31 protein-coding genes and 1 tRNA gene are annotated in these 26,534 nt (G+C 73.2%); 11 read left to right on the forward strand and 21 right to left on the reverse strand.

Annotated elements, in window-relative coordinates; all coding sequences use genetic code 11:
* Window positions 1–14 precede the first annotated feature (14 nt).
* The 3 genes from bcp to E4623_RS22440 all read left to right on the forward strand — a co-directional run bounded on the left by bcp (window position 15) and on the right by E4623_RS22440 (window position 1,380).
* Entirely contained in the window at window positions 15–491 is a 477-nt protein-coding gene (gene bcp, locus E4623_RS02915; RefSeq protein WP_134764988.1) for a thioredoxin-dependent thiol peroxidase, read from the forward strand.
* A 19-nt stretch (window positions 492–510) separates the two neighbouring features.
* Window positions 511–591 (forward strand) — tRNA-Leu (locus E4623_RS02920).
* 39 nt (window positions 592–630) lie between these two features.
* On the forward strand, window positions 631–1,380 hold the full coding sequence (locus tag E4623_RS22440) for a hypothetical protein (RefSeq protein WP_167736436.1): 750 nt from the start codon (window positions 631–633) through the stop codon (window positions 1,378–1,380).
* Window positions 1,381–1,383: 3 nt separating this feature from the next.
* Here E4623_RS22440 and rdgB read toward each other — a convergent pair whose 3' ends face one another.
* The 4 genes from rdgB to E4623_RS02945 form a co-directional block, all read right to left on the reverse strand.
* Window positions 1,384–2,013, reverse strand: a complete 630-nt coding sequence (rdgB, locus tag E4623_RS02930) for an RdgB/HAM1 family non-canonical purine NTP pyrophosphatase (protein ID WP_280633629.1) — start codon at window positions 2,011–2,013, stop codon at window positions 1,384–1,386.
* Complete coding sequence (rph, locus tag E4623_RS02935) at window positions 2,006–2,722, reverse strand: ribonuclease PH (protein WP_134764989.1); 717 nt, start codon at window positions 2,720–2,722, stop codon at window positions 2,006–2,008. Before rph ends, rdgB begins: the two co-directional genes overlap by 8 nt.
* Window positions 2,723–2,806: 84 nt before the next feature.
* Window positions 2,807–3,622, reverse strand: a complete 816-nt coding sequence (locus E4623_RS02940) for an ABC transporter permease subunit (RefSeq protein WP_134764990.1) — start codon at window positions 3,620–3,622, stop codon at window positions 2,807–2,809.
* Complete coding sequence (locus E4623_RS02945; protein WP_134764991.1) at window positions 3,619–4,560, reverse strand: ATP-binding cassette domain-containing protein; 942 nt, start codon at window positions 4,558–4,560, stop codon at window positions 3,619–3,621. Before E4623_RS02945 ends, E4623_RS02940 begins: the two co-directional genes overlap by 4 nt.
* 127 nt (window positions 4,561–4,687) lie before the next feature.
* On the opposite strand from E4623_RS02945, the gene E4623_RS02950 reads away from it, so the two are divergent.
* Window positions 4,688–5,848: a histidine kinase gene (locus tag E4623_RS02950; RefSeq protein WP_245154811.1), complete on the forward strand. Its 1,161-nt coding sequence runs from the start codon at window positions 4,688–4,690 to the stop codon at window positions 5,846–5,848.
* Window positions 5,845–6,501, forward strand: a complete 657-nt coding sequence (locus E4623_RS02955) for a response regulator transcription factor (protein WP_134764992.1) — start codon at window positions 5,845–5,847, stop codon at window positions 6,499–6,501. The genes E4623_RS02950 and E4623_RS02955 overlap by 4 nt, the downstream gene beginning before the upstream one ends.
* Before the next feature lie 51 nt (window positions 6,502–6,552).
* Here E4623_RS02955 and E4623_RS02960 read toward each other — a convergent pair whose 3' ends face one another.
* From E4623_RS02960 to E4623_RS02995, 8 genes are all read right to left on the reverse strand, one after another.
* Window positions 6,553–7,377: an ABC transporter permease subunit gene (locus tag E4623_RS02960; protein ID WP_134764993.1), complete on the reverse strand. Its 825-nt coding sequence runs from the start codon at window positions 7,375–7,377 to the stop codon at window positions 6,553–6,555.
* Window positions 7,374–8,387 (reverse strand): ATP-binding cassette domain-containing protein, encoded by a 1,014-nt coding sequence (locus tag E4623_RS02965; protein WP_209020460.1) that lies wholly within the window; start codon window positions 8,385–8,387, stop codon window positions 7,374–7,376. The genes E4623_RS02960 and E4623_RS02965 overlap by 4 nt, the downstream gene beginning before the upstream one ends.
* 82 nt (window positions 8,388–8,469) lie before the next feature.
* A complete protein-coding gene (locus E4623_RS02970) occupies window positions 8,470–9,246 on the reverse strand; it encodes an MBL fold metallo-hydrolase (RefSeq protein WP_134764995.1) in 777 nt (258 codons plus the stop codon).
* Window positions 9,243–10,088, reverse strand: a complete 846-nt coding sequence (murI, locus tag E4623_RS02975; RefSeq protein WP_245154813.1) for a glutamate racemase — start codon at window positions 10,086–10,088, stop codon at window positions 9,243–9,245. The genes E4623_RS02970 and murI overlap by 4 nt, the downstream gene beginning before the upstream one ends.
* Window positions 10,089–10,149: 61 nt before the next feature.
* Window positions 10,150–11,136 carry a ribose-phosphate pyrophosphokinase gene (locus E4623_RS02980; protein ID WP_134764996.1) on the reverse strand — a complete coding sequence of 329 codons (987 nt, stop codon included), beginning with the start codon at window positions 11,134–11,136 and terminating at the stop codon, window positions 10,150–10,152.
* A gap of 49 nt (window positions 11,137–11,185) precedes the next feature.
* Entirely contained in the window at window positions 11,186–12,301 is a 1,116-nt protein-coding gene (locus E4623_RS02985) for a DUF3152 domain-containing protein (protein WP_167736437.1), read from the reverse strand.
* A gap of 28 nt (window positions 12,302–12,329) precedes the next feature.
* Window positions 12,330–13,277 carry a pyridoxal-phosphate dependent enzyme gene (locus E4623_RS02990; protein ID WP_134764998.1) on the reverse strand — a complete coding sequence of 316 codons (948 nt, stop codon included), beginning with the start codon at window positions 13,275–13,277 and terminating at the stop codon, window positions 12,330–12,332.
* 128 nt (window positions 13,278–13,405) lie between these two features.
* A complete protein-coding gene (locus tag E4623_RS02995; RefSeq protein ID WP_134764999.1) occupies window positions 13,406–15,034 on the reverse strand; it encodes a LuxR C-terminal-related transcriptional regulator in 1,629 nt (542 codons plus the stop codon).
* A gap of 125 nt (window positions 15,035–15,159) precedes the next feature.
* On the opposite strand from E4623_RS02995, the gene E4623_RS03000 reads away from it, so the two are divergent.
* Window positions 15,160–15,984: a class I SAM-dependent methyltransferase gene (locus tag E4623_RS03000; RefSeq protein ID WP_134765000.1), complete on the forward strand. Its 825-nt coding sequence runs from the start codon at window positions 15,160–15,162 to the stop codon at window positions 15,982–15,984.
* Window positions 15,985–16,184: 200 nt separating this feature from the next.
* On the opposite strand, the gene E4623_RS03005 is transcribed toward E4623_RS03000, so the two are convergent.
* From E4623_RS03005 to E4623_RS03030, 6 genes are read right to left on the reverse strand one after another with little or no spacing between them, the layout of a single operon-like run.
* Window positions 16,185–16,946 (reverse strand): hypothetical protein, encoded by a 762-nt coding sequence (locus tag E4623_RS03005; protein WP_134765001.1) that lies wholly within the window; start codon window positions 16,944–16,946, stop codon window positions 16,185–16,187.
* Complete coding sequence (locus E4623_RS03010; protein ID WP_134765002.1) at window positions 16,946–17,503, reverse strand: NYN domain-containing protein; 558 nt, start codon at window positions 17,501–17,503, stop codon at window positions 16,946–16,948. The genes E4623_RS03005 and E4623_RS03010 overlap by 1 nt, the downstream gene beginning before the upstream one ends.
* Window positions 17,504–17,516: 13 nt before the next feature.
* Window positions 17,517–17,801: a MoaD/ThiS family protein gene (locus E4623_RS03015; RefSeq protein WP_134765003.1), complete on the reverse strand. Its 285-nt coding sequence runs from the start codon at window positions 17,799–17,801 to the stop codon at window positions 17,517–17,519.
* Window positions 17,802–17,815: 14 nt separating this feature from the next.
* Window positions 17,816–18,271 carry a M67 family metallopeptidase gene (locus E4623_RS03020; protein ID WP_134765004.1) on the reverse strand — a complete coding sequence of 152 codons (456 nt, stop codon included), beginning with the start codon at window positions 18,269–18,271 and terminating at the stop codon, window positions 17,816–17,818.
* A gap of 28 nt (window positions 18,272–18,299) precedes the next feature.
* Window positions 18,300–18,983 (reverse strand): response regulator, encoded by a 684-nt coding sequence (locus E4623_RS03025; protein ID WP_134765005.1) that lies wholly within the window; start codon window positions 18,981–18,983, stop codon window positions 18,300–18,302.
* The gene (locus tag E4623_RS03030; RefSeq protein ID WP_209020461.1) at window positions 18,980–20,587 is read right to left on the reverse strand and encodes an ATP-binding protein; all 1,608 of its coding nucleotides are present in this window, start codon (window positions 20,585–20,587) and stop codon (window positions 18,980–18,982) included. The genes E4623_RS03025 and E4623_RS03030 overlap by 4 nt, the downstream gene beginning before the upstream one ends.
* A 146-nt stretch (window positions 20,588–20,733) precedes the next feature.
* Here E4623_RS03030 and E4623_RS03035 point away from each other — a divergent pair, with 146 nt between their 5' ends.
* Genes E4623_RS03035 through E4623_RS03050 form a run of 4 tightly spaced genes read left to right on the forward strand, consistent with a single transcriptional unit; the run spans window position 20,734 to window position 24,207 of the window.
* Window positions 20,734–21,762, forward strand: coding sequence for a tripartite tricarboxylate transporter substrate-binding protein (locus E4623_RS03035; RefSeq protein ID WP_245154814.1), 1,029 nt, complete (start codon window positions 20,734–20,736; stop codon window positions 21,760–21,762).
* The gene (locus E4623_RS03040; RefSeq protein ID WP_134765008.1) at window positions 21,759–22,280 is read left to right on the forward strand and encodes a tripartite tricarboxylate transporter TctB family protein; all 522 of its coding nucleotides are present in this window, start codon (window positions 21,759–21,761) and stop codon (window positions 22,278–22,280) included. Before E4623_RS03035 ends, E4623_RS03040 begins: the two co-directional genes overlap by 4 nt.
* Entirely contained in the window at window positions 22,280–23,824 is a 1,545-nt protein-coding gene (locus tag E4623_RS03045) for a tripartite tricarboxylate transporter permease (protein ID WP_134765009.1), read from the forward strand. The genes E4623_RS03040 and E4623_RS03045 overlap by 1 nt, the downstream gene beginning before the upstream one ends.
* Window positions 23,821–24,207 carry a universal stress protein gene (locus E4623_RS03050; RefSeq protein WP_134765010.1) on the forward strand — a complete coding sequence of 129 codons (387 nt, stop codon included), beginning with the start codon at window positions 23,821–23,823 and terminating at the stop codon, window positions 24,205–24,207. The genes E4623_RS03045 and E4623_RS03050 overlap by 4 nt, the downstream gene beginning before the upstream one ends.
* A gap of 21 nt (window positions 24,208–24,228) precedes the next feature.
* On the opposite strand, the gene E4623_RS03055 is transcribed toward E4623_RS03050, so the two are convergent.
* From E4623_RS03055 to clpS, 3 genes are read right to left on the reverse strand one after another with little or no spacing between them, the layout of a single operon-like run.
* Window positions 24,229–24,759 (reverse strand): hypothetical protein, encoded by a 531-nt coding sequence (locus tag E4623_RS03055; protein WP_134765011.1) that lies wholly within the window; start codon window positions 24,757–24,759, stop codon window positions 24,229–24,231.
* A gap of 40 nt (window positions 24,760–24,799) precedes the next feature.
* On the reverse strand, window positions 24,800–25,402 hold the full coding sequence (locus tag E4623_RS03060) for a DUF2017 domain-containing protein (protein ID WP_134765012.1): 603 nt from the start codon (window positions 25,400–25,402) through the stop codon (window positions 24,800–24,802).
* A 7-nt stretch (window positions 25,403–25,409) separates the two neighbouring features.
* Complete coding sequence (clpS, locus tag E4623_RS03065; RefSeq protein WP_134765013.1) at window positions 25,410–25,718, reverse strand: ATP-dependent Clp protease adapter ClpS; 309 nt, start codon at window positions 25,716–25,718, stop codon at window positions 25,410–25,412.
* Between the two features lie 26 nt (window positions 25,719–25,744).
* On the opposite strand from clpS, the gene E4623_RS03070 reads away from it, so the two are divergent.
* Window positions 25,745–26,515 carry an enoyl-CoA hydratase-related protein gene (locus tag E4623_RS03070; protein WP_134765014.1) on the forward strand — a complete coding sequence of 257 codons (771 nt, stop codon included), beginning with the start codon at window positions 25,745–25,747 and terminating at the stop codon, window positions 26,513–26,515.
* Window positions 26,516–26,534 lie beyond the last annotated feature (19 nt).

A 26,534-nucleotide genomic window follows, 5' to 3' on the forward strand; every position in this document is an offset into this window, starting at 1 on the left:
ACAGGAGCCATCCGTTGAGCAACCCCCAGCGCCTCGCGCCCGGCGACGACGCACCGCCGTTCACGCTCACCGACGACGCCGGCCACCAGGTCGCGCTCGGCGACCTCCTCGGCAGCAAGGTCGTCGTCTACTTCTACCCGGCCGCGATGACCCCGGGATGCACCAAGCAGGCCTGCGACTTCACCGAGTCCCTGGGCTCGTTGCGCGGCGCCGGGTACGAGGTCGTCGGGATCTCGCCCGACAAGCCCGAGAAGCTGGCCAAGTTCCGTGACAAGGAGGACCTCGGCATCCGCCTGCTGTCCGACCCGGACAGGGCGACGATGCAGGCCTGGGGGGCGTTCGGCGAGAAGACCATGTACGGGAAGACCGTGCAGGGCGTGATCCGCTCGACGTTCGTCGTGGGCGAGGACGGCAAGATCGAGCTCGCCCAGTACAACGTCAAGGCGACCGGTCACGTCGCGAAGCTGCGGCGCGACCTCGGCCTCGCCTGACAGACTGCTGGGCGCTCCGGCCGGAGTGGTGGAATGGCAGACACGCAGGTTTTAGGTACCTGTGCCCTAGGGCGTGGGGGTTCGAGTCCCCCCTCCGGCACCCGCGGACCGGTCACGCGGCACCCTCCATACTGGCGACGTGAGTGACCAGAGCCCGAGGGGATCGCCGTCGGCGCCGGAGCCGTCGGGCTCCCCCACCCCGTCCCGCGGCCACCGGGCCGGGCCGCCGCGCAGGCGCGGGCGGACCGCGGTGGTGCTCGGCGTGGCCACGGTCGCGCTCGTGGTGGTCGCGGCGCTCGTCGTGGTCCTGGTCGTGGTCGGCGGCGGCGACGAGCCCGGGGCGGGTCCGGCGGGCACCTCGACGACGGGGACCTCGAGCCCGACGACCGCCACCGCCACCACGACCGCCGTCGAACCGGCCGACGGCGTCGTCGTCGCCGGCACCGGGTACGCCTTCCACCTCCCCGACGCGTGGAAGGACGCCACGGCGGACGCCGCCGGCCTCGAGGGCGGGGACGGGATCGACGTGCTGGTCGTCCTCGGCCCGTCGGTCGAGGCGGCGCAGAGCAACGTGATCGTCGAGGCCATCCCGGCAGGGTCTGCGACCGACCCCGACGACCTCGAGAGCCTGTGGAGGAGCAACCTCGTCGGCAGTGACGGCGCCGAGGTCGAGGACGTCGACGACATCGAGATCGACGGGCAGCGGGCGATCGGCGTCCGCATCCCGCAGCGGACCAACGGCGAGGGTCTCGAGTTCACCCAGGTGGCCTACCTGGCCCTGCACGGCGGCACCCAGTACTCGATCGCCCTGACCTTCCCGCTCCGGGGGGACGCCGTCTCCGAGCCGGACTTCGAGCGGCTGCTCGCGAGCTGGTCCTGGACCGACTGACCCTCAGCCGGTCCCGGTGGCGCCGAGCAGCCCGGGGAGCTGCGGCGCGAGCTCGCGCAACGCCCTGCCGCGGTGGGAGATCGCGTCCTTGCCCGCGACGTCGAGCTCGGCGGTGGTGAGCCCGGGCCGGTCGTCGGCGACGAAGAGGACGTCGTAGCCGAACCCTCCGGCACCGCGCACCTCGCGGACGACCCGTCCGTCCATCCGGCCCTCGACGACGACGTCGGGTCCGCCGGGGACCACGACGGCCACCGCACAGCGGAAGTGGGCGCCGCGACGCTCGTCCGGGACGTCGGCCAGCTGGTCGAGCAGCAGCCGGTTGTTGCGGGCGTCGTCCTTCGGCGGGCCGGACCACCGCGCGGACAGGACGCCGGGCATCCCGTTGAGCGCGTCGACGCAGAGCCCGCTGTCGTCGGCGACGGTCGGGAGACCGGTCGCGGCGGCGCCGGCGCGGGCCTTGATGAGGGCGTTGCCGGCGAACGTCGGGGCGTCCTCGACCGGCTCGGCGTAGGCGGGCACGTCGTCGAGACCGAGCACCGTCACGTCGGGGACGTGCTCGGCGAGGATCCGCTCCATCTCGGCGATCTTCTTGGCGTTGCGGGACGCCAGGTGGATCCGGTTCGGCTCAGCCACCGGCGAGCGCCTCCCGCTGGCGGCGGGTGAGGTCCGCGCACCCCTTCTCCGCCAGGGTGAGGAGCGCGTCGAGCTCGCTGCGGTCGAAGGCTGCCCCCTCGGCGGTGCCCTGCACCTCGACGTAGCTGCCGGCGCCGGTCATCACGACGTTCATGTCGGTCTCGGCCCGGACGTCCTCGACGTAGGGGAGGTCGAGTCGCGGGACGCCGTCGATGATCCCGACCGAGACCGCCGCCACCGATCCGGTGAGCGTCTCCATCACGCCGAGCGAGGCGCAGGCGTCGGCCAGGGCGACGTAGGCGCCGGTGATCGCGGCCGTCCGGGTCCCGCCGTCGGCCTGGAGGACGTCGCAGTCGAGCTGGATCGTGTTCTCCCCCATCGCCTGGTAGTCGATGACGGCGCGCAGCGAGCGCCCGACGAGCCGGCTGATCTCGTGGGTGCGTCCGCCGATGCGGCCCTTGACCGACTCGCGGTCGGAGCGGGTGTGGGTCGAGCCGGGGAGCATCGCGTACTCGGCGGTGACCCAGCCCAGGCCGGACCCCTTGCGCCAGCGCGGCACCCCCTCCGACGCCGATGCCACGCACAGCACGCGGGTCCTGCCGAACTCGACGAGCACGGACCCGGCGGCGTGGTCGAGCCAGTTGCGGGTGATCTTGACCGGGCGCAGCTCGTCGTCGGCGCGGCCGTCCTCGCGGGGGGTGATCGTCATGACCTCGACCCTAGAGGGCCCCCGACGTGAACGGGATCCCGGTCGCGATGACCGGGATCCCGTTGGTGGGTCGTGCGGGTGGGGCTACTTCGGCTCGGAGCTCAGCACGCGACGCGATCCGAGGACGAGTGGCACCACCACCCAGATCGTGCACGCCACGGCCATCTGCGCGATGTTGGTGGCCGAGACCGAGTCGTTCGGGTCGAGCAGCGGCGCCGTGGCGAACTGGAGGTCGATCCACGGGATGAAGTCCTGCGCCCAGTCGAAGAGGGCGTAGAGGGTGCCGTAGACCATGAACGGCAGCAGCAGGGCCACCACGTAGAAGATCGCGATCGCGGCGGGCGTGCTCAGCAGGACCATCCCGATGCCGAAGGCCATGAGGAAGTAGACGAGCTGGACGAAGACCGTCGCGGCCAGCGTCGAGACCTCGAGGTTCCACCTGGCGTCGTACCCGCCCATCTGGGCTCCGACGACGTTCGCGACCGCTCCGAGCGCGATGGCGACGACGATCGTCGCCAGCACCAGCAGGATGACGGCGGACACCTTCGCCAGGAGGACCCGGATCCGGTGCGGCTCCAGGGAGAAGGTGACCAGACCCGTGCGCTGGCTCCACTCGCTCGTCACGCTCTGGATCGCGAAGACCGGGAGCAGCAGCGACAGCGGGATGGTGAGGATGGTGGACCAGTCGAGGGCGCTGACCCGCACGTCCTCGTCGAGCCCGATGACGAGCAGGACGATCGCGACGGCGAAGACCAGCAGCACACCGGTGATGGCGAGCAGCCAGAACCCGCCGCGGGTGTCGAGCATCTTGCGCCACTCGACCTTGACCAGACGGCTGAACGGGATCCCTTCGGTGCGCGAGATGTCGATCGTGCGGCGCTCGGGGGCGTGGGTGGTCATCGGTGGGCTCCTTCCGGGGCGGCGGGGGCGGCGGGAACGCCGGGGGCGACCTCGCGCTGGGTGTCGGCGGTCAGCTCGAGGAAGAGGTCCTCGAGCCCCGCAGCCCCGTCGCGGAGGTCGGTGAGCACGATCAGGTGCTCGAGCGCGGCCCGGCCGACGTCGGCGGTGCTGGCGTTGACGCGGAAGCCCTCGCCCTCGGGCACGACCTGGAAGCCCTCGGCCTCGAGGCCTCGGACCAGCGCGGCCGGGTCGAGGGCGGTGACCAGCGAGCTCACCTGGGCGTCCAGGGCACCGAGGCTCTTCTTGTCGCCCTGGGCGACGATCTTGCCGCGGCCGATGAGGATCAGCTCGTCGGCGACCAGCTCGACCTCGTTGAGCAGGTGGCTCGAGAGCAGCACGGTCCCGCCGCGGTGCGCGTAGCCCTTGAGCAGGTCGCGCATCCAACGGATGCCGGCAGGGTCGAGTCCGTTGGCGGGCTCGTCGAGGATCAGCACCTCGGGGTCCCCGAGCAGGGCGTGGGCGATGCCGAGGCGCTGCTTCATGCCGAGCGAGTAGTTGCGCAACCGGCGGCTGGCCTCCTCGTCGCTGAGCGAGACCATGGCGAGCATCTCGTCGACACGGCTGTCGGGCAGGCCCATCGTCCGGGCGCCGATGGTGAGGATCTCGCGGCCCGAGCGGCCGGCGTGCTGGGCCCCGGCGTCCAGCAGGACGCCGACGTGACGGCCGGGGTTCGGGATGTCGCGGTACAGGTGTCCGCCGATGGTGACGCGGCCGCTGCTGGGCGGCGTCAGGCCGACCATGATCCGCATCGTGGTGGTCTTGCCAGCCCCGTTCGGCCCGAGGAAGCCGGTGACCCGGCCGGGCTCGCACGTGAAGCTGACGTCGTCGACGGCGGTGAACCCGCCGTAGGTGCGGGTGAGTCCGCTTACTTCGATCATGACGCCATCATGCTCCCGGCGGTGGCGCGGCACATCGGACGCGCGGCTCGAGCCCCGCGACCAAAGTAGGGGCCACCGGGTGCCGAGGAACGATGCCGCGCAGGTCCGACGTCCCTAGGCTGGGCCGGTGCCAGACGTGCGACGGCCGCGGCCGGAGGAGTACCAACCGCCGCTGACGTGGTGGAGCCACGCCTGGCGGATCGGCGTCGCCCTCGTGATCAGCGGCATCGTGTGGTTCAGCATCGCCGACCTGCAGACCGAGACCCGGTTCGTCATCGACGTCGTGTGCGGCGTACCTGCCCTCGTGCTGGTCTTCTTCCGGCGCCGGTGGCCGGTTCCGGTCGCCTTCGCGACCGCGCTGCTCGGCACGGTCTCCTCGCTGGCCGCCGGGCCCGCGACGCTGGCCGCGGTCTCCCTGGCGACCCGCCGGCGCTGGGTCCAGGTCCTCGGCATCGGCGTCCTCTCCGTCGTCTCGGCCTACGCCTTCACCGAGGTCAACCCCCCGACCCAGACCGAGGCCTGGTGGGTCACCCTGCTCTCGAACATCGCCTTCCTGTCGGCGGTCCTCGGGTGGGGCATGTACATCGGCTCGCGGCGCGAGCTGTTGTGGACGCTGCGCGCCCGGGCCGAGCGCGCCGAGGCCGAGCAGGAGCTGATGGCGAACCAGTCGCGGCTCGAGGAGCGGGGCCGGATCGCCCGCGAGATGCACGACGTGCTGGCGCACCGGATCTCGCAGATCTCGATGCGCGCCGGCGCGCTCAGCTACCGCGAGGACCTCAGCGCCGAGGAGCTGCGCGACGGCGTCGGGGTGATCCGGGAGGCGGCGCACCAGGCCCTCACCGACCTGCGCGGCGTGCTCGGCGTCCTCCGGGACGGCGAGGGCGGACCGCTGCACACGCCCCAGCCCACCTACGCCGACCTCGACGACCTCGTCGAGGAGGCCCGTCGCTCCGGGATGCGGATCGACTTCACCGACGCGCTGAGCGCCGACTCCCCCGTCCCGGACGTCGCCGGACGGACGCTCTACCGGATCGTGCAGGAGGGCATCACCAACGCCCGCAAGCACGCCCCGAGCGCGTCGCTGAGCATCGCGGTCTCAGGCACCCCCGACGACGGGATCGGCGTGAGCATGCGCAACCCGCTGGGGTTCGGACCCACGGCCACGCCCGGGTCCGGGCTCGGGCTGATCGGACTGGCCGAGCGCGCCACCCTGCGCGGCGGTCACGTGGTGCACGGCACCGAGGGCGAGGAGTTCGTCCTGCGGGGATGGATACCGTGGGCGGCATGAGCACCAAGGTTCTCGTGGTCGACGACGACCCGCTGGTCCGGTCCGCGCTGCGTCTGATGCTCGGCGGGCAGGACGACCTCGAGGTGGTCGGCGAGGCGGTCGACGGCCACGACGGACTGCTGCGGGCCGCGGAGCTCTCCCCGGACGTCGTGCTGATGGACATCCGGATGCCGAGGCTGAACGGGATCGAGGCCACCCGGATCCTGCTGGAGCGTCCCCTTCCGCCACGGGTGATCGTGCTGACGACGTTCGACGCCGACGACCACGTGCTGGAGGCGCTCGCGGTCGGCGCGGACGGCTTCCTGCTGAAAGACACACCGCCCGGCGAGATCGTCGCGGCGATCCACAAGGTGGCCGACGGGGACCCGATGCTGTCGCCCTCGGTCACCCGGACCCTCATCGACCGGGTCCGCCACGACGGTGGCGACGACCGGAGCCAGGCCGCCGAACGCCGCCTCGCCGCCCTCACCGAGCGCGAGCGGGACGTGGCCCTGGCGATCGGCCGCGGGCTGGCGAACGCCGAGATCGCGGCGTCCCTCTACCTGTCGGTGCCGACGGTGAAGGCCCACGTGTCGCGGGTCTTCGACAAGCTGGGTGTCACCAACCGGGTCCAGATCGCCATCTGCGTCCACGACGCAGGGCTGGTCGACTGATCGGGATCCCGGTCGCACCGTGCGGGATCCCGGTCGCCGACCGGTCGGGCGTCACTTCACCTCGGCGCGCTGGACCCGGACCTGGCCGAGCACGAGCGGGACCGCCGCCCAGACCAGCAGCACGACGACGAGCCGGCCCCAGTCCTGGCCGGAGTCGACCGACCAGGTGAGCACCGGGTTGGTCGAACTCTGCAGGTTCAGGAAGCGGCCGACGGTCCCGAAGTCCTCCCAGAACAGCCCGACCAGGCCGAGTCCGGACGGGATCGCGTACGCGATGACCGGGAAGGCCCCGATCGCGCCGGGGGTGTTGAGGATCGACGTCGCGAGCCCGAAGCCGATCAGGACCGCGATCGCCTCGAACAGGACCAGGCCGACGACGTCACCGGGACCCAGGTCCCACTCGAAGCCGTTGCCGCTGACTGCCTCCAGCAGCGCGGAGCAGACCGTGGCGACCACGAAGAGGATCAGGATCAGCGCGAGGGTCAGCGTGAACGCCGCGACGAGCTTCGCGAGCAGCACCCGGGTCCGCCGTGGTTCGAGCGCGAAGGTGACCATCGCGGTGCGCTGACCCCACTCGCTGGTCACCAGCATGATCGTGAGGGTCGCGACCAGCGGCTGCAGCACGTAGGCCATCGGCTGGGTGAAGATCGTGAACGAGAGCCCGGCGTCGTCGGAAGTCAGTCCGACGAGCAGGAAGAACCCCTCGATCATGATGAGGAGGACCGCGATGACCACGAGCAGCCAGAACCCGGCGAGCGTGTCGACCGACTTGCGCAGCTCGAGGTGGACCCACCGGGTGAACGGCACGCCCGCCGACCCGGACGGCGGCTTCGGGGGCTGGGGCGGCGGACCGGGGTGCCGGCCGAGGTCGGTCATCGGGGAGCTCCTGGCTGTTGCGGCCCGTACCCGGGCGGCGGACCTGGCGGGGGTGGGTAGCCCTGCGGGGGTCGTCCGTGGGCCGGCTGCCCCGGCCCCCGGGGCGGCCGGCCGTCGCGCTGGGTGGCCGACGTGAGCTCGAGGAAGAGGTCCTCGAGCCCGCTCTCCACCGACCGGAGGTCGGTGAGCACGACCTGGTGCTCGGCAGCGGCACGACCCACGTCGACCGCCTCGGCCGCGACGGTCAGCGCGGCCGGGCCCGGGGTGACGGCGAGACCCCGCTCGCGGAGGATCTCGGCGAGCCGCGTGTTGTCGAGGGAGACGACCGTCGTCGTCGCGGTCCGCGCGCCGCGGTTCGACTCGAGGAGGGACTTCTTGTCGCCGCGCGCCACGATCCGGCCGTGGCCGATCAGGATCATCTCGTCGGCGATCTGCTCCACCTCGTGCAGCAGGTGGCTCGAGAGCAGCACGGTGCCGCCGCGGTCGGCGTACCCCTTCAGCAGCCCGCGCATCCAGCGGATACCGGCCGGGTCGAGGCCGTTGGCCGGCTCGTCGAGGATGAGGACCTGGGGGTCGCCGAGGAGCGCGTGCGCGATGCCGAGCCGCTGCTTCATCCCGAGCGAGTAGTGCCGCAGCCGCCTCGCGGCCTCGTCGGGGGTGAGCGAGACCAGGCGCAGCATCTCCTCGACGCGGGACGTCGGCAGCCCCATGGCGAGCGCGCCGAGGGTGAGGATCTCGCGCCCGGTGCGTCCGCCGTGCTGCGCGCCGGCGTCGAGCAGGACACCGACGTGGCGACCGGGGTTCTGGATGTCGCGGTACTCCAGGCCGCCGATCGTCGCCCGGCCGCGCGACGGCGGGGTCAGGCCGACGAGGACCCGCATCGTGGTGGTCTTGCCGGCACCGTTCGGACCGAGGAAGCCGGTCACCCGACCCGGGCGGCAGGCGAAGGTGACGTCGTCGACGGCGACGAAGCTCCCGTAGGTGCGGGTCAGTCCCTCGACGCTGATCATGGCCGCCACTCTGCCCGATGGTCGCCGGCGATCAGCGGCGCGACCCACCCACCGCGGACGACGACCGGACCGGAGCGGCGTCCTACAGCTCGTGGACCGCGCCCACCGACGCCAGCTCGACCGGGCCGGCGTACGTCGTGCGGGCCTCGACCAGCATCGCCTCGCGGTCGAACCAGGGCGGGACGTGGGTGAGCAGCAGCCGCTGCGCCCCGGCGCGCGAGGCGACCGACCCGGCGTCGACGCCGGTGAGGTGGATGCCAGGGGGGTTGTCGTCGCCGGCGCGGAACGACGCCTCGCACAGGAAGAGCGCGGTGTCGGCGGCGACCCGGTCGACGCCGTCGCACAGGGCCGTGTCGCCGCTGTAGCCGAGCGTGGTCCCGTTCGCGGTGATCCGGATCCCGTACGCCTCGACCGGGTGCTCGACCGGCACCGGCTCGACGGAGAACGGCCCGACCGAGAAGGCCCCGTCGTACTCGACGAAGTCGAACTCCTCGGTCATCCCGGGGTCGGCGGGCAGGTCGTAGGCCTGCGCCATCCGCACGGCGATCCCGCTCGGGCCGTAGACGGGGATCCGGGGCGGGGCGCCGTCGGGGTGGTACTTGCGCATCACGTAGTAGCCGCAGAGGTCCAGGCAGTGGTCGGCGTGCAGGTGGCTGACCAGCACCGCGTCGATGGCGAGGGCGTCGGCGTAGCGCTGCAGCGCACCGAGCGAGCCGTTGCCCAGGTCGAGGAGGATCCGCCACGTGCGGGGTCCCTGTCCGTCGCCCTCGTCGACGCCGTCGGCCTCCACGAGGTAGCAGCTCGCCGTCGACTCCGGTCCCGGGTAGGAGCCGGAGCAGCCGACCACCGTCAGCCTCACCGGGCCAGCCCGCCGGCGAACTGGCTGGCCCCGACCATCTCGGGTCCGAGGAACCGTCGCCCGATGCTCTCGAACTCCTCGGGCGAGCCCGTGGTGACGAAGCGGTAGGCCGGCTCCCCGGTCTCGCGCATCAGGCCGGTGTCGGCCAGCATCCGGTACACGTCCTTCGCACACTCCTCGGCGCTGCTGACGAGGGTCACGTCGTCGCCCATCACGTAGGAGATCACACCGGTCAGCAGCGGGTAGTGCGTGCAGCCGAGGATGAGGGTGTCGACACCGGCGGCGCTGAGCGGGTCGAGGTACTCGTGGGCGGCGGCGATCAGGTCGTCGCCGGCGGTCACCCCGGCCTCGACGAAGTCGACGAAGCGCGGGCAGGAGCGCGTGCTGAGCTCGACCTGCGGTGCGGCCGCGAACGCGTCGTCGTAGGCCATCGACTCCGCGGTCGCCGAGGTGCAGATGACCCCGATCCGGCCGGAGCGCGTCGCGGCGACCGCACGGCGGGTCGCGGGGTAGATCACCTCGACGACCGGGACGTCGTAGCGCTCGCGCGCGTCGCGCAGCATCGCGGCGCTGGCGGAGTTGCAGGCGATGACGAGGGCCTTCACACCCTGGTGCACCAGGTGGTCGAGGCACTCCAGCGCGTACTCGCGCACCTCGCTGATCGGCTTGGGGCCGTAGGGCTGACGCGCGGTGTCGCCGACGTAGAGGATCGACTCGTGCGGCAGCTGGTCGATGACCGACCGCGCGACCGTCAGTCCCCCGAAGCCGGAGTCGAAGATGCCGATCGGGGCCTCGCGCAGCGCGGGGCTGCTGGGCCACCGGGGCGCGGTCGGGGCGGGCACAAGACGTAACGGTACGGCGTCCGGTCGCGCGCACGCAGGCGGAGCCGCCGTGATCTGCCGCTCAGTCGAAGAGTCGCGGCTGCGGCGTGCCGAGGGTGGGGTCGACGTCGTCGAACAGGCTGGCGACCGACTCCCCCGCGTGCACCCGTGCCACCGCCTCGGCGAGGAGCCCGGCGACCGACAGCACGCGCAGCTCCGGCCAGTCGGCGGCGACGGACGGCGGCGGCACGGTGTCGGTGGTGACGACCTCGCTGATCATGGGGTGTCCGCGCAGCCGCTCGACGGCCTTGCCGACGAAGAGCCCGTGCGTGCACGCCACGGCGGCCTCGACGCAGCCCTGGTCGCCCAGGCGGTCGAGCAGCTCGAGGATCGACCCGCCGGTGGCGATCTCGTCGTCGAGCACGATCGCACGCCGGCCCGCGACGTCGCCGACGATCGCGTCGATGACGACCCGGTCGTCGGCCAGGCGCTTCTTGCTCCCGGCAGCGACGGGCAGGCCGAGGAGCCGGGCGAACTGGGTGGCGGTCTTGGCGTTGCCGAAGTCGGGTGAGACGACGACGGCGTTGGTGAGGTCCTGGCCGAGGAAGTGGTCGGCCAGGACACCGAGGGCGGTCAGGTGGTCGACCGGCACCGAGAAGAACGCGTGCACCTGCGGCGCGTGCAGCGTCATGGTGATGACCCGGTCGACGCCGGCGGTCGCGAGCATGTCGGCGACCAGGCGGCCGCCGATCGAGAGCCGCGAGGCGTCCTTCTTGTCCGAGCGCGCGTAGGCGTAGTACGGGATGACGGCGGTGATCTTGTCGGCCGACGCCCCGCGTGCGGCGTCCACCATCAGCAGCAGCTCCATCAGGTGCTCCTGGGTCGGCGGCACCAGCGGCTGCACGAGGTAGACGTCGCGCTGGCGGCAGTTGGCCTGGAGCTGCGCCTGCAGGCAGTCGTTGCTGAACCGGGTCAGCTCGACCGGTGACAGCGGCACCCCGAGGCGCTCGCAGATGCCGGTGGCGAGCGCACGGTGCGCGCTGCCGCTGAAGACCACGATCTCGCGCACGCCGTCACCCTACGGCGTCCGGCACGTCGTGCGAACCAGCCCGACGGCCTCAGCGCAGCTCGGACGTCGTCGGCCACGGGTTGAAGCGGCAGCCGTCGGTGCCCTTCGACTGCTGCATCATCACCGGCGCCAGCGCCCCGGGCCGCGGGCACGAGGCGTGGCCCTTGCCGAGCCAGTGCCCGGTCTCGTGGTTAACCACCATGTGCCGGTAGTCGCGGCGCGAGAGCCGGGACCGGTTCCACGCCGGCGAGGCGGTCTTCCAGCGGGTCTGGTTGATGATCACGTAGCGCCCGACCCGACAGCTCCACTCGACGCTGCACGCGCTCGAGAACGACGGCACGGTGCTCGCCTCGGCCAGCACGAGCGTGAAGGAGCCGCCGTCCGCGACCGGCCGGAACCGGACGCCCTTGCCACGCCAGCCGCGCGGGTCGGTGAAGGTCTCCTGCGCCTGGCGCCGGAACTCGGCGAGGCTCGTGGTGATCCGGCCGCGGGTCCGCACGGTGTAGGTCACCGTGCGTCGGACGTCGACGCGGTGCTGCACCGGCACCCGGTCCGACAGGGCCGTGCTCGGGAGGTACCCCGGCGCGGACGCCGTCACCCGGACCCGGATCGCGCGCCCGACGTCGTCGGGGGCGATCTCGTGCCGTTCGCCGGTCGCGCCCGGGACCGGCGCCCGGCCGCGCAGCCACTCGTAGGCGACCCGGGTCGGCGTCGCCGACCAGCGTCCGGCGCGGGCCGTGAGCGTGCGACCGAACCGCGCGGTCCCCGACACCGAGGGCGGCCGCCGGTTCACCAGCTCCGCCCGGCGGACCCGGGTGGTGCGGGCGGACTCCGCGCTCCCCCGGCTGCCGTCGGCGCTCGTCGCGACCACCTGCACGCTCAGCCGGTGTCCGAGGTCGCCCAGCTGCGGCCGGTAGGTCCGCTCGCGCGCGCCCCGGACGGGCTCGCCGTCGCGCAGCCAGCGGTAGGCCAGCGTGACGTCGGCCGGGTCCCACGTGCCGGGGTCCGCCCGCAGGGGCTTCCCGAACACGGGGTCGCCCGTGATCGAGGGCGGGCTGGTGCTGACGACGGCCGCCGGTCCGGCCGCACCGGCCGCGCCGGCCGGGACCGCGGTGGGGAGGACCAGCGACGCGGCGGTCACCAGGACGACGAGGAGGAGGCGCACGGCGTTCAGGGTAGGCGGGGCGGGCGGGTCAGGCCCAGAGCTGGCCCTCGAGCCGCTCCTCGGCCTCCTCGACCGTGCCCTCGTAGGCACCGGTCGAGAGGTACTTCCAGCCGCCGTCGCAGACCACGAACGCGATGTCGGCGCTCTCGCCGGCCTTGACGGCCTTGGCCGCCTGGCCCAGTGCGGCGTGCAGGATCGCCCCGGTGGAGATGCCCGCGAAGATGCCCTCGAGCTCGAGCAGCTCGCGCACGCGCCGGACGGCGTCGCGCGGTCCGACGGAGAACCGGGCGTCGATCAGGTCGGCGTCGTAGAGCTCGGGGACGAAACCCTCGTCGAGGTTGCGCAACCCGTAGACGAGCTCGCCGTAGCGCGGCTCGGCGGCCACGATGCGCACGTCGGGCTTGGCCTGGCGGAAGAACCGGGAGACGCCCATGAGCGTCCCGGTGGTGCCGAGGCCGGCGACGAAGTGGGTGACCGAGGGCAGGTCGGCGAGCACCTCCGGGCCGGTGCCGCGCTCGTGCGCGAGCGCGTTGGCGGCGTTGCCGTACTGGTAGAGCATGACCCAGTCGGGGTGCTCGACGGCGACCTGCTTGGCGACGCGGACCGCTTCGTTGGAGCCGCCGGCAGCCGGGCTGGAGATGATCTCGGCGCCCCACATCAGCAGCAGCTGGCGACGCTCGGCCGAGGTGTTCTCGGGCATCACGCAGACGATCCGGTAGCCCTTGAGCTTGGCTGCCATCGCCAGCGAGATGCCGGTGTTGCCGGACGTCGGCTCGAGGATCGTGCAGCCGGGACGGAGCCGGCCGTCCTTCTCCGCCTCCTCGATCATCATCAGGGCCGGGCGGTCCTTGATCGAGCCGGTCGGGTTGCGGTCCTCGAGCTTGGCCCACAGCCGGACGTCGGGGCTCGGTGAGAGCCGGGGCAGCCCGACGAGCGGGGTGTTGCCCACGGAGGCCAGGAGGTTGTCATACCGCACCCGTCCAGCATGACATCCACCGATCGGTTGTCCCTGATCCCCGTCAGCGGCACCGATCCCGACGCCGATCCCGACGCCGATCCCGACGCCGATCCCGCACGACGGGGATCCCCGACGTGCGGGATCCCCTAGGACCGGGACGCCACGAGGCGGGCGGCGGCCTCGGTTCGGTTGTGGACGCCGAGCTTGGCCAGGATGTTGCTGACGTGGTGCCCGGCGGTCTTCTCCGTGATCACCAGGGTGTGCGCGATCCGGGCGTTGGTCAGTCCGCGAGCGACGAGGTCGAGCACCTCCAGCTCGCGGTCGGTGAGCGCCCCCAGCCCGCGCGGGGCGCGGCCCGCACCGAGGGACCCCAGCAGCCGGTCGGCGTCGTCGCGGGCCGAGGTCGCCCCGAGCCCGTCGAAGACCGACCGCGCCACCCGGGCCTCGTCGGCCGCCGCCTCCCGCGCGGAGGGCGCGAGGGCCCGGGCCAGCTCCAGGCGCGCCGACGCGGCGTCCAGGGGCATCGCGAGGACGAGGAACTCGGCCAGCGAGCGTCGCGCGGGCTCGGCGGCGTCGTCGGGGCGACCGGCGGCGTGGGCGACCCGGGCCGAGGCGAGACCGGACAGGGCCGCGGTCAGCCGGAGCCCGTCGGCGGCTGCCTCGCCGAGGCGTCGTGCGGCGTCGTCCGCCGCGGCGAGCGCGCCCGAGGCGAGCTGGGCGTCGACGAGGGTCGCCAGCAGACGGCTGGTGCGGAGGGTGTCACCGGCGCTGCCGCGCAGACCGCGCTCCAGCAGGACGACGGCCTCGGCCGGCCGGCCCTGGGCGAGGCGCAGGAGGGCGAGGGTGCGCAGGGCGGACGGGGTCTCGGCGCGGTGGGCGAGCAGGTCGGCGGCCTCGGCGAGGCGACCCTGCCGGACCCGGAGCTCGGCCAGCAGCGCGGCTGCCGGGTCCCCGAGCTCGGGGACGGCGTGGGCGTGGATGTCGAGCGCGGACTCGAGGGCCGCCTCGGCCTCCGGCCAGTGCCCGGTGGTGAGCAGGACGTCGGCGTGGACGGCCCGGCAGGCGCCCACCAGCGGGGCTGCGCCGGCGGTGCGGGCGAAGGCGTCGACGTGCTCGCACCACTCGGTGGCCCTCTCCCAGTCACCTGCGTCGGCGCAGGCCATGACGAGGTTGCAGTAGGCCTCGCCGAGCGTGTGGGCGTTGCGGACGCGCCCTGACGTCGCGGCGACCATCGCCTCCTCCAGCAGCGCCATGCCACGGACGGCGTGGCCCGCCGCCACCTCGGCGCGCCCCAGCAGGCTGGTGGCGAAGACCTCGAGATCGGCGTCGCGCGTCCGGCGCGCGATCGCCACCGCCTCCTGCGCGCACCGGGCCTGCTCCAGCCCGAGGGGGGCGTGCCGGGCGCGCTCGACGGCGACCCACCCGGACCCGGCGCACTCGGGGACGCCGTCCAGCACCGACTCGGCTCGCGCCAGCCATCCGCTCGAGGCCGAGCGCCGTCCTCGGAGGGAGTGCTGGTGGGAGATCCAGACCGCGCACGTCGCCGCGCCGCCCGGGTCGCCGTCGTCGAGGTGGACGTCGAAGGCCCGCTCACGCGCAGCGATCGCACCGGGTCCGTCACCGAGGAACCACAGCGCCAGGGCGAGTCCGTCGAGCCCCGCCGCCACCGGCGCCCCCTCGACGAGCGCGGCCTCGAGCCGCTCGCGGGCCTCGGCCCAGCGGGCTTCCTGCAGGGCGCGCAACCCCTCGGCGAGAGCGACGCCACGGGCGTCCATGCCCCGATCCTAGAGCCGTGACCGCCCCCGGAGAGGGGGACGTGATGGGGATTTCGCCCGATGCGGGGAACAGGCGTCCCACGTCAGGCTCGTCGGACCAACCGGACGAACCCCTTGGAGGACCCATGACGATCCAGGTCACCGACCCCGAGCTCAAGGCGCGACACCGCGCCATGTGGGCCTCGGGCGACTACCCGCACATGGTCGAGACGTTCCTGCTCCCGCTCGGCCCGCGCCTCGTGGAGGCCTGCGGTGTCACCGCCGGGCAGCGGGTGCTCGACGTCGGCGCCGGCACCGGCAACAGCTCGATCCCGGCCGCCCAGCGCGGCGCCGCCGTGACGGCCAGCGACCTGACCCCCGAGCTCCTCGACGCGGGCGCGCGTCGTCCCGAGGCCGCGGGCCTCGACCTGGCGTGGGTGCCGGCGGACGCCGAGGACCTGCCGTTCGCGGACGGCGAGTTCGACGTCGTGATGTCGTCGATCGGCGTCATGTTCGCGCCGCACCACCAGGCAGCCGCCGACGAGCTGGTGCGGGTGTGCCGCCCCGGCGGGACGATCGGCGTCCTGAGCTGGACGCCGGAGGGCATGATCGGGTCGCTGTTCGCGATGATGAAGGCCTTCGTGCCGCCCCCGCCCCCGGGCGTCTCGTCGCCGCCGCTCTGGGGCAGCGAGGAGCACCTGGCCGGCCTGTTCGGCGGCCGGGTCGAGCTCGGCACGAGCCGGCGCGCGACGCTGGAGGTGACCGCCTTCCCTCGGGCGCGCGACTTCGGCGAGCACTTCAAGTCCCACTACGGCCCGACCATCGCGGCGCGCGCCAACGCCGAGCGGAACGGGGTCGCCGCCGACCTCGACGCCGCCCTGGACGAGTTCTGCGACCACTGGGACCTGGGCGCACCGGGCGCGGCCCGGTTCGAGATGGAGTACCTGCTCAGCGTGGGGACGCGTGCCTGAACACCCTCGCGAACGGGATCCCCGACGTGGCGGATCCCGTTCGTGACGGATCCCGCACGTGACGGATCCCGTTCGCGGCGGGCCCCGTTCGCGACGGATCCCGGACGTGACCGATCCCGGACGTGACCGATCCCGGACGTGACCGATCCCGGACACACCTGGTCCCGGACACACCCGCTCCCGGACGAGCGGGACCCGCCTCAGACGTGGCCGGACAGCTGCGCCATCCGCGCCTCGAGCGCGGCCAGGTAGGCGTCGCGACGCTCGGTCGAGACGGCGTCGCCGTCGAGGTGGCTGCACGCCGGGAGGACGTCGATCGACAGCTTGGCCGCGCCGGCCAGGGCGCGCAGCTCGTCGAGCCGGTCCCCGAACGGCGTGCCGCTCAGCGGCGAGTAGGACCGCACGACCGCGTCGACGTCGTCGGCGTAGAGGTCGACCTTCGTGACGACGATGACCAACCAGGTCGGGTGCGGGCGGCGCACGGCCATCGAGGCGATCCGGTGCGCGGTGACGGTCCAGTCCTCGAGCTCGCGGGCCAGCTGCTCCTCGCGGTCGACGAGCGCGAGCCCGGTGGTGCCGGCCGGACGACGTCCGGTGGCGAGGCCGTTGGCGACCACGTGCAGGACGCCGTCGACGGGCTCGTCGTGGAAGACCTCGTCGAGGGCACCGAGCCGGGTGGCGGCGTTCTCCCCAGGCACCACCCGGAACCGGAAGCCGCGCAGCCGGCGGTCACGACGCACGCGCCGCTCCATCACCGCCGAGCCGGACTCCGAGGTGCCCTCGGGGTCGGCCCTGCCGCACAGGTGGTCGACGAGCTCGGTCTTGCCGACGCCGGTCATGCCGGTGACGGCGACCGTCGGGTAGCGGTGCTGGAAGACACCGGTCACCCGCTCGCGGCCGCGGGCGAGCGCACCAGGGACGGCGCGGACGCCGCGTCGCGGGCTCGGGACGGGGCGCGCCATCAACGCAGGAAGTAGGTCGGGTCGAACTCCTCGAGCGGGATGATGCGGACCCGCGGGAGCTCGGCGTTGAACGCACGGACGTCGTACTCGAGGTCGAAGTGCGTGATGCCGTCGACGGCCAGCTGGGTGCTGGTGAACTCGCGGAACCCGAGGACGCCGACCTTCCGGTCGCCCCCGAGGAGCCCGGTGAGGTGCCCGGCGAAGTCGGCGTCGTGGCTGCCGAGGACGACGTCGGCGTCCTCGCGCTCGAGCAGTGCCTCGAGCGTGCGGAGGATGCCGATGTCGACGACCTTCTCGTCGGAGCGACCCGACAGCGGCACCGGCCGGTACTCCATGGCCAGCAGCGCCTGCACGAAGCTCGACGGCAGGCTGCCGTTGCTGGCGTTGAGGAAGAACAGCCCGGTGACCGGCTGGCCCCACTGCTCCTCGACGTAGGCGGTCACCCGCTCCCAGCGCGGCCGCTCCTCGGGCAGCGGACGACGTCCGAGCACCGAGTTGCCGAGGGTGGCGTCGATGTTCTCGCCGTCGACGAGGACGAAGGTGCGGCGGCCGGTCATGCGGGTGAGTCTGTCACCCTCCGGCGACGGCGGGGAGGACGACGACCTGGTCGCCGTCGTTCAGCGTGGCCTCGAGGCTCCCGATGAAGCGGACGTCCTCGTCGTTGACGTAGATGTTGACGAACCGGCGCAGCTCGAGCTTGTCGTTCTTGGTCTCGACCAGCCGCTCCTTGATGCCGGGGTGGTTGGCCTCGAGGTCGTCGATGAGCGCGGTGAGCGTGGCGCCCGTGCCGTCGACGGCCTTCTCGCCTCCGGTGTAGGTGCGCAGGATGGTCGGGATCCGGACCTCGATGGCCATGTGGGTGGTGCTCCTCAGCTGCTGTCGGACGGTGCGTCGATCGGGGGAAGCTCGGGGACGACGGCGACCTCTTCCTCGGTCACCACGCCGTCGATGATGCTGTACGACCTGAACTCCACGGGGCCGTCGTTATTCCCGTGCTCGCGCGTGCTGACGAGCACGTAGTGCGCCGCGGGCTCGCCGGCGAGGCCGATGTCGGTGACGCTCGGGTAGGCCTCGGTGGCGGTGTGGGAGTGGTAGACGACGACGGGTTCCTCGTCGGCGTCCCACATCCGCCGGTAGAGCGCGAGCAGCTCGGTGGAGTCGAACTCGTAGAAGGTCGGGCTGCCGGCGGCGTTGACCATCTCGACCAGCCGCTCGGGCCGGTCGCTGCCCTCGGGGCCGGCGACGACGCCGCACGCCTCGACGGGATGGTCACGCCTGGCGTGGGCCACGATGGCGTCGTACGTCGCCTGGTCGATGGTCAGCACGGCCCCAGCCTAGAGCGGCGTGACCGCGTCAGCGCGCGCGGTACCGGCGCGCGGGACGCCCCGCGGTCCCGTACTGGAGCCGCACCTCCGCCGCCGCGGTGTCGACGAAGTGCTCGAGGTAGCGACGGGCGGTGACCCGGGACAGCCCGACGAGCTCGCCGGCCTCGGACGCCGAGATCTCGGTCCGCTCGCGCATCGCGCTCAGCACCAGCTCGGCGGTCTCGCGGCTCAGGCCCTTCGGCAGCGCGGTCGCCGCGGCGCGCCCCGGGACGGCGCCGAACGCCTGGTCGATCACCGCCTGGTCGGCCTGGCCCTCCTCGAGCCCGCCGAGCGCGCCGAGCACCCCGAGCGCGGCGGCCACGTGGTGCAGCCGGTCGGCGAGGTCGGCCTGCTCGAAGGGCTTCACGAGGTACTGCATCGCGCCGCCGTGCAGGGCCGAGCGGACGGCGTCCGCACCCCGCTCGGCGGTCACCATGACCACCGCGACCCGGTGGCCGGCGGCGCGGAGCCGGGACAGGACGTCGAGCCCGCTCTCGTCGGGCAGGTGCACGTCGAGGAGCAGGAGGTCGGGGGCGAGCTCCGAGACCAGGCGCAGCGCGTCCGCGCCGGTGTGGGCGGTGCCGACGACCTCGAAGCCGTCGGTCTGCTCCACGAAGCGGGTGTGGATGCGCGCGACCATGAAGTCGTCGTCGACCACCAGCACGCGGATCACGAGACCTCACCCTGCCGCACGGCGAGGGGCAGCACGACCCGGAACTCCGCGCCGCCCTCCTCCGCGGCCCGGTCGGCCTCGACCCGCCCGCCGCGGCGGGCGCAGATGAGCTGCACGAGCGGCAGCCCGATCCCCCGGCCGCCGAGGACGGCGGGCTTGGTGCTGAACCCGCGGACGAAGATGGCCTCGCGCAGCTCGGCGGGCACGCCGGGGCCGTTGTCGCGGACCCGCACGTGGACGACGTCGCCGACCATCGTCAGCCACAGCTCGACCGTGGGCGCGTCCCGGCCGGAGCAGGCGTCGACGGCGTTGTCGACCAGGTTGCCGACGACGGTGGTCAGGTCGGCGGAGACGTCGGCCGGCAGCTCCGGCAGCCGAGACCCGGGGTCGAGCACCAGCTCGACGCCGCGCTCGTCGGCGACGGCGTCCTTCGCCAGCAGCAGCGCCGCGACCGCGGGGTCGTCGATCCGCGACGACACGTAGGCCGCGACCTCGGACCGGCGGCGGGTGAGCGTGCCGACGAGGGTGCGCACCTCGTCGTACTCGCCGAGCTGGACCAGCCCCGAGATCGTGTGCAGCCGGTTGTCGAACTCGTGGGTCTGGGCCCGCAGCGTGTCGGTGATCGACAGGTTCGAGCTGAGCTGGCTCTGCAGCGAGAGCAGCTCGGTGCGGTCGCGCAGCGTCGTCACGCTCCCGATCCCGCGCCCCTGGGACGACGCCTCGCGCCGGTTGAACACCACGACGCGGTCGCCGACCAGCGCGACGGCGTCCTGGACGTCGGAGGCGTCCCGCCCGGCCAGCAGCGCGACGACGTGCGGGTCGAGACCCAGCTCGTCGACCCCGCGCCCGACGGCCTCGCCGGTGACCCCGAGGGTGAGCCGCGCGGCGTCGTTGATCATCGTGACCCGGTCGTCGGTGCCGACCGCGACCACGCCCTCGCGGATGCTGTGCAGCAACGCCTCGCGGTGGTCGGCGAGCGTGTCGATCTCGCGGGCACCGAGACCACGGGTGCGTCGCCGCAGGAGCACCGAGACGGCGTACGAGCCGCCGACGCCGAGCAGCGCCCCGAGCCCGAGGTACAGCGCGAGGTCGGACGTCGCGCCGGTGAGCCGGTCGCCGAGCGTGGGGTAGGTCTGCTCGGCGACGACGATGCCGAGGAACCGGGCGTCCTCGGCGTAGATCGGTGCGTGCGCGGCGACGGTACGACGACCGTCGACCTCGACGTCACCGAGCCAGCCGCGTCCCTCGAGGGCGTCGCTGGCGCCGAGCGCGGCCCGCTCCCCGACGCGGGAGGGGTCGGCGGCCCCGAGCACCGTGCCGTCGAGGCCCACGACCAGGACGTCGGTGGCGCCGGAGAACGCGCGCCCCCGGGCCGCCGACGGCGCGAGCCGCCGCGCCAGCTCCTCCGCGCCGACCGGGGCGTCGACCGGGCCGTCCACCGAGCCGCCGCCCAGCGCCGAGCGGACCGGGTCGAGACCGGCGACGTCCTCGGCCATCGAGCGCATCGCCGGGCCGCGCTCGGCCTGGAACTGGGCGTCGGACTGCCGGACGCCGAACACCCCGACCGCCGTGAGCAGCACCGCCACCACGACGAGCTGGAGCACGAGGAACTGCCCGGCGAGCGTGGGCCCACGACTCCCCGGGTCACCCCGCGGGCCGAAGCCCCTCGGGCGCGTGACCACAACGACCACAACCTCCTTTGCCACCGCAAGGGTGACGAGCGCCACACCGCGGCTCCATGCTCGTCCACGTGTCGTCCACATCACACCACCACCCGCCCCCGCGCCGGGCCCGCCCGCGCCGGGCGCGGCCGCTCGTCGCCGTCGTCGCCGCGCTCTGCGCCGTGACCGCCCTCGCCGGCTGCGGGGTCACCCGCGGCTCCGACGATCCCTCGAACCGCCGCCTCCAGATGATGATCCCGAACAGCCCCGGCGGCGGCTACGACCTGACCGGTCGGGCCGCCGCGAAGGCGCTCGAGGACAACGACCTCACCGGCCGGTTCGAGATCACCAACGTCCTCGGCGCCAGCGGCACCGTCGCGATGCAGCGGCTGGCCAACTCGGCCGGGGCCGACGACCTGGTCATGACGATGGGCCTCGGTGTCGTCGGCGCGGTCTACACCAACAAGTCCGACGCGCGGGTCTCCGACATGACGCCGATCGCGCGCGTCGTCGAGGAGCAGGAGGGCATCCTGGTGCCGGCCGACTCGCCGTTCCAGGACGTCGGCGACCTGGTCGAGGCGTGGCGGGCCGACCCCGGGAGCGTCGTCGTCGGCGGCGGCTCCTCACCCGGCGGGCCCGACCACCTCTTCCCCCACCAGCTCGCGGCCGAGCTCGGGATCGACCCGCGCGAGGTCACCTACGTCCCGTACGACGGCGGCGGCCCGCTCACCACCGCGCTGCTCGGGGAGAAGATCGACGTCGGCACCTCCGGCCTCGGCGAGTTCGAGGGCCAGATCGCCGACGGCTCGCTGCGGGTGCTGGCGGTGTCGGGCGCCGAGCGTCTCGAGACCGTGGACGCGCCCACCCTCACCGAGGAGGGGATCGACATGGTCTTCACCAACTGGCGCGGCGTGCTGGCGCCCCCGGACATCTCCGAGGAGCAGCGCGCCTACCTCACCGACCTCTTCACCGAGCTGCACGCCACCGACGAGTGGCAGGACGCGCTCGCCCGCAACGGCTGGTCCGACAACTTCGCGACCGGCGACGAGTTCGCCGCGTTCCTGGAGGAGCAGGACGCCCGCGTCGAGGACACCCTCAAGGAGCTGGGAATCGCATGACCACCACCGTACCCACCGCGGTCGGGACCCCGACCCGCGTCGTCGACAAGGCGCAGTACGGCCTCGCGGCGTTCCTGGTCGTCGTCGGGGCCTCCGTGCTCGTCGACGCCGCCACGCTCGAGGACGGCTTCGCCGACCAGCCCGTGCAGCCCTACGCCGTCCCGTACGTCGTCGGCGCGGTGCTGACCCTGCTCGGGGTGCTGCTCGCCGTCGCCACCGCGCGCGGCGACGTCCCGGAGGCCGAGGACGGCGAGGACGTCGACCTCACCGGGGGCGCCGACTGGCGCACCGTGGCCCTGCTCGTCGTGGTCTTCGTGCTCAACATCCTGCTCATCGACTGGCTCGGCTGGGCGATCACCGGGGCGCTGCTCTTCGCCGGCGGGGCCGGGGTCCTCGGCAGCCGCACCCACGTGCGGGACCTCGCGATCGGCACCGCCCTCTCGGTCGGCACCTGGTACGGCTTCTACTCCGGACTCGGCATCCCGATCCCCGCCGGCATCCTGGACGGGGTGCTCTGATGGAGCTGCTGCTCGAAGGCTTCCAGTCGGCGCTGACGCCGACCAACCTCCTGTTCGCCGTGATCGGCGTGCTGCTCGGCACGTCGGTCGGCGTGCTCCCCGGGATCGGGCCCGCGATGACCGTCGCGATGCTCCTGCCGGTGACCTACAGCGTCGGCGTCGACAGCGCGATCATCATGTTCGCCGGCATCTACTACGGCGGCATGTACGGCGGCTCGACGACCTCGATCCTGCTCAACACACCAGGTGAGTCCTCCTCGGTCGTCACCGCCATCGAGGGCAACAAGATGGCCAAGCGGGGGCGGGCGGCGCAGGCCCTCGCCACCGCGGCGATCGGCTCCTTCGTGGCCGGGACGATCGGCACCGCGCTGCTCGCCCTCCTGGCCCCCACCGTCGCCGACGTCGTCGTCAAGCTCGGCGCCCCGTCGTACTTCGCGATCATGCTGCTGGCCCTCTTCATGGTCACCGCCGTGCTCGGCGCCTCCAAGCTGCGCGGCTTCATCTCGCTCTTCCTAGGCCTGACGATCGCGATCGTCGGCACGGCGACCGGCCAGGCGCGCCTGACCTTCGGCCAGCCGCTGCTCGCCGACGGGATCGACGTCGTCGTCGTCGCGGTCGCGATCTTCGCGATCGGCGAGGCCCTGTGGGTCGCGGCCCACCTGCGGCGCAAGCCGCTCGAGGTCATCCCGGTCGGCCGGCCCTGGATGAGCAAGGCCGACTGGGGCCGGTCGTGGAAGCCCTGGCTGCGCGGCACCGCCCTCGGCTACCCGCTCGGCGCGGTCCCGGCGGGCGGCGCGGAGACGCCGACGTTCCTCTCCTACATCACCGAGCGGAAGCTCTCGAAGCACCCGGAGGAGTTCGGCAAGGGCGCGATCGAGGGGGTCGCCGGTCCGGAGGCCGCCAACAACGCCTCGGCCGCCGGCACCCTGACCGCCCTGCTCGCGATCGGGCTGCCGACGACGGCGACCGCCGCGGTGATGCTGCTGGCACTGCGGGGCTACGGGCTCCAGCCCGGTCCCCAGCTGTTCGACGCGGAGCCCGAGCTGGTGTGGACCCTGATCGCGAGCCTGTTCGTGGCGAACGCGCTGCTGCTGGTGATCAACCTGCCGATGGCGCCGATCTGGGCCAAGCTGCTCCAGATCCCGCGTCCCTACCTGTACGCCGGCATCCTGTTCTTCGCCTCGCTCGGCGCCTACAGCGTCAACTTCGAGGCCTTCGACCTCGGGCTGCTGCTGGCCTTCGGGCTGCTCGGCCTGACGATGCGCCGCTTCGCCCTGCCCGTGCTGCCGCTCATCATCGGGGTGATCCTCGGCCCGGAGCTGGAGGAGCAGGTCACCACCGCCCTGACCATCTCGCAGGGTGACGTGAGCACCCTGTGGAGCGAGCCGGTGGCCATCGTGGTCTACGCCCTGATGGTCGTGCTGCTGCTCCTGATGGTCCTCACCGGCCTCCGCAAGCCGCCGGCCACCGCCGCCCCGACCGGGTCCGAGCCCTCGGACCCCTCCGAACCGTCCGACATCGAGAAGCAGGAGGTGCCCCGATGACCGTCGTCGTGGGTTACAGCGCCGACCAGTTCGGCCATGCGGCCGTCGAGCACGGCGCCCGCGAGGCCCTCGCGAGGGGTGAGCGGCTCGTCGTGGTCAACGCCTCGACCGGCCAGAAGCTCGTCGACTCCCGGTTCGCCCCGGACGAGGAGATCCGCACCCTCACCGCCGGGCTCGAGGCGCAGGGCCTCGAGGTGGAGATCCGGCACGACGTCGTCGCCGACGTCGCGGACGCCGTCCTGGACGCCGCGCGCGAGACCGGCGCCCGGCTGATCGTCGTCGGGATCCGGAAGCGGACCCCGGTCGGCAAGCTCATCATGGGCAGCGTCGCGCAGCGGGTCATCCTCGACGCCGACTGCCCGGTGCTCGCCGTCAAGCCCTGACACCCGGCCCGGGCGGGGCGGTCAGCAGCTGAACGAGGCGGTGACGTGCACCGTCTCGGTGTCGTCGACCAGGGTCACCACGTCGGTGTCGACGTCGGCGCCGGCGCCCCCGGGGTCGACGTCGAGACCGGCGGCACCGCCGAGGGTGCCGAACCGCTCGGCGCCGTCGGCCAGGACGACGCTCGCCTCCTCGAAGCCGCTGCCCGCGGCGTACACGGTGACGACGCGCCGGCCGTCGGCCGACTCGTACGTCGTCGGCGCGACCTTCCCGCCGAGGGCCACGGCGCCCTCCGACTCCCACGACGCCTCGACGGCGCCGGTGAGGGTGACCTCGGCCCGGCACGGTTCGCCCTCGAGGAGCGGGAACGGCGGCTCGTCGGAGCCGGTGCCCGGCTCGGCCGGCTCGACCGGCGGGTCGTCGCTGGAGGCGGCCGCCGGGGCCGGCTCGTCGGCGTCGTCGGCGTCGTCGGGCTCCTCGGAGCCACCGCAGGCGGCGAGCGCGGCCAGGACCAGGGCGAGCGCGGCCAGGACGGCGGGACGGAGCGTCTTCACGCGCCAGATCGTCGCACCGGCGTCCGCCGTCGTCGAGACCTCAGCGGGGTCCCGACCGGTGGGTGAGCGCCTGCACGAGGGTCTCCTGCAGGTAGCCGACCCACTCGTAGATGTCGTGCGCCTGGGCGCGGGGGTCCTCGTCGGGGAGGTCGTACCAGTACTCCTCGTCGCCGTCCTCGATGCCGAGCCGAGTCGCGAGGGCGAGGCGGACGTCGGTGAAGGAGCGCAACCACGTCTCGGCGGCGGGCGGGTCGAGCTCGACGTCGATCATCAGCCCGTCCTCCTCGAGCATCGGCGGCAGGCCGGCCTCCTCGAGGGTGTCGATCACCAGGGACGCCGCGCGCGCCTTGCCGTCGCGCAGGCCGCCCTCGGTGAAGCGGCGGAACTCCGAGGCCGCCTCGTCGTCGTCGGCGTAGGCCGTCGGGAAGAGCCGCAGCAGGACCGGGTCCTCGGGCTCCGACGTCGGGCCGGAGAAGTCCATCAGCGCCTCGAACGGGTCGCGCTCGTCGTCGACGACGGCGGACTCGTTGCGCAGCAGCTCGACGAGCTGGCCGGTGAGGGAGCGCAGCAGGTCGGCCTCGAAGCCGGTGAAGGCCGCGATCACCCGGCCGCTGCGGCGGTGACGTGTGAAGCCCGTGCTCATCGGCTGCTCACTCGGCCTTCGAGAGCGTGGCCCACAGGCCGTACTCGTGCATGGCCTGGACGTCGCGCTCCATCTCCTCGCGGGTGCCCGTGCTGACCACGGACCGGCCGTCCTCGTGGACCTCCATCATCAGCTTCTCGGCCTTCTTCTTGCCGTAGCCGAAGTGCTTCTGGAAGACGTAGGTGACGTAGGACATCAGGTTGACCGGGTCGTTCCACACGATGGTCACCCACGGGGTGGCCAGGACGGTGATGTCGTCGTGTTCCGGAGTGGTCTCGAGCCCCGGGTCGACCTCGACAGGACTAGCGGCGGACACGAGTTCATGGTGGCACACTCGCCGCCATGCCCGACCTCGACGTCGACCTGACCGACTCCGTCCTGCGCCTGACGCTGAACCGTCCCGACGTCCTCAACGCCCTCACCGGCGAGATGTCGCTCGCCCTCGCCGAGGCGCTCGAGGGCGTGAACGCGCGCGACGACGTCCGGGTCGTCGTCCTGACCGGCGCCGGTGACGCGTTCTCGACCGGCGCCGACATCGGCGGCGAGCAGGCGCACGAGCGCTTCGGCGCCGACGCGATGGACGTGGCAGCCCGGATGGTGCGCGGCATCGTGGCCAGCGACACCCCCGTGCTCGCCGCGGTGAACGGGATCGCTGCCGGCGTCTCGTGCTCGCTGGCGCTGGCGTGCGACGTGATCGTGGCCCGCGACAGCGCGGCGTTCCTGCTGCCGTTCGCGCGGATCGGCTTCATGGTCGACGGCGGCGCGTCGGCGACGGTGGCCGCGGCGGTCGGGCGGGCCCGCGCGATGCGGATGGGCCTGCTGGGCGAGCCGCTCTCCGCGCAGGAGGCCCACGACGCCGGCCTGATCACCCACGTCGCGTCGTCGGCGGAGTACGACGACGTGGTCGCCACGCTCGTGCGTCGCCTGGCCGCGGGCGCACCGCTCGCGCAGGCCGCCACGAAGCGCGCGATCAACGCCGCCACCCTGGCCCACCTCGACGCCGCCCTCGACCGCGAGCGCAGCGGCCAGACCCTCCTCATGCGCACCGCCGACGTCGCCGAGGGGATGCGGGCGTTCTCCGAGCGGCGGCGGCCGGCGTTCCGCGGCGAGTAGGCGGGGTCCGGGCACCGTC

The sequence above is a fragment of the Nocardioides sp. 1609 genome (genome assembly GCF_004522105.1).
GTDB lineage: Bacteria > Actinomycetota > Actinomycetes > Propionibacteriales > Nocardioidaceae > Nocardioides.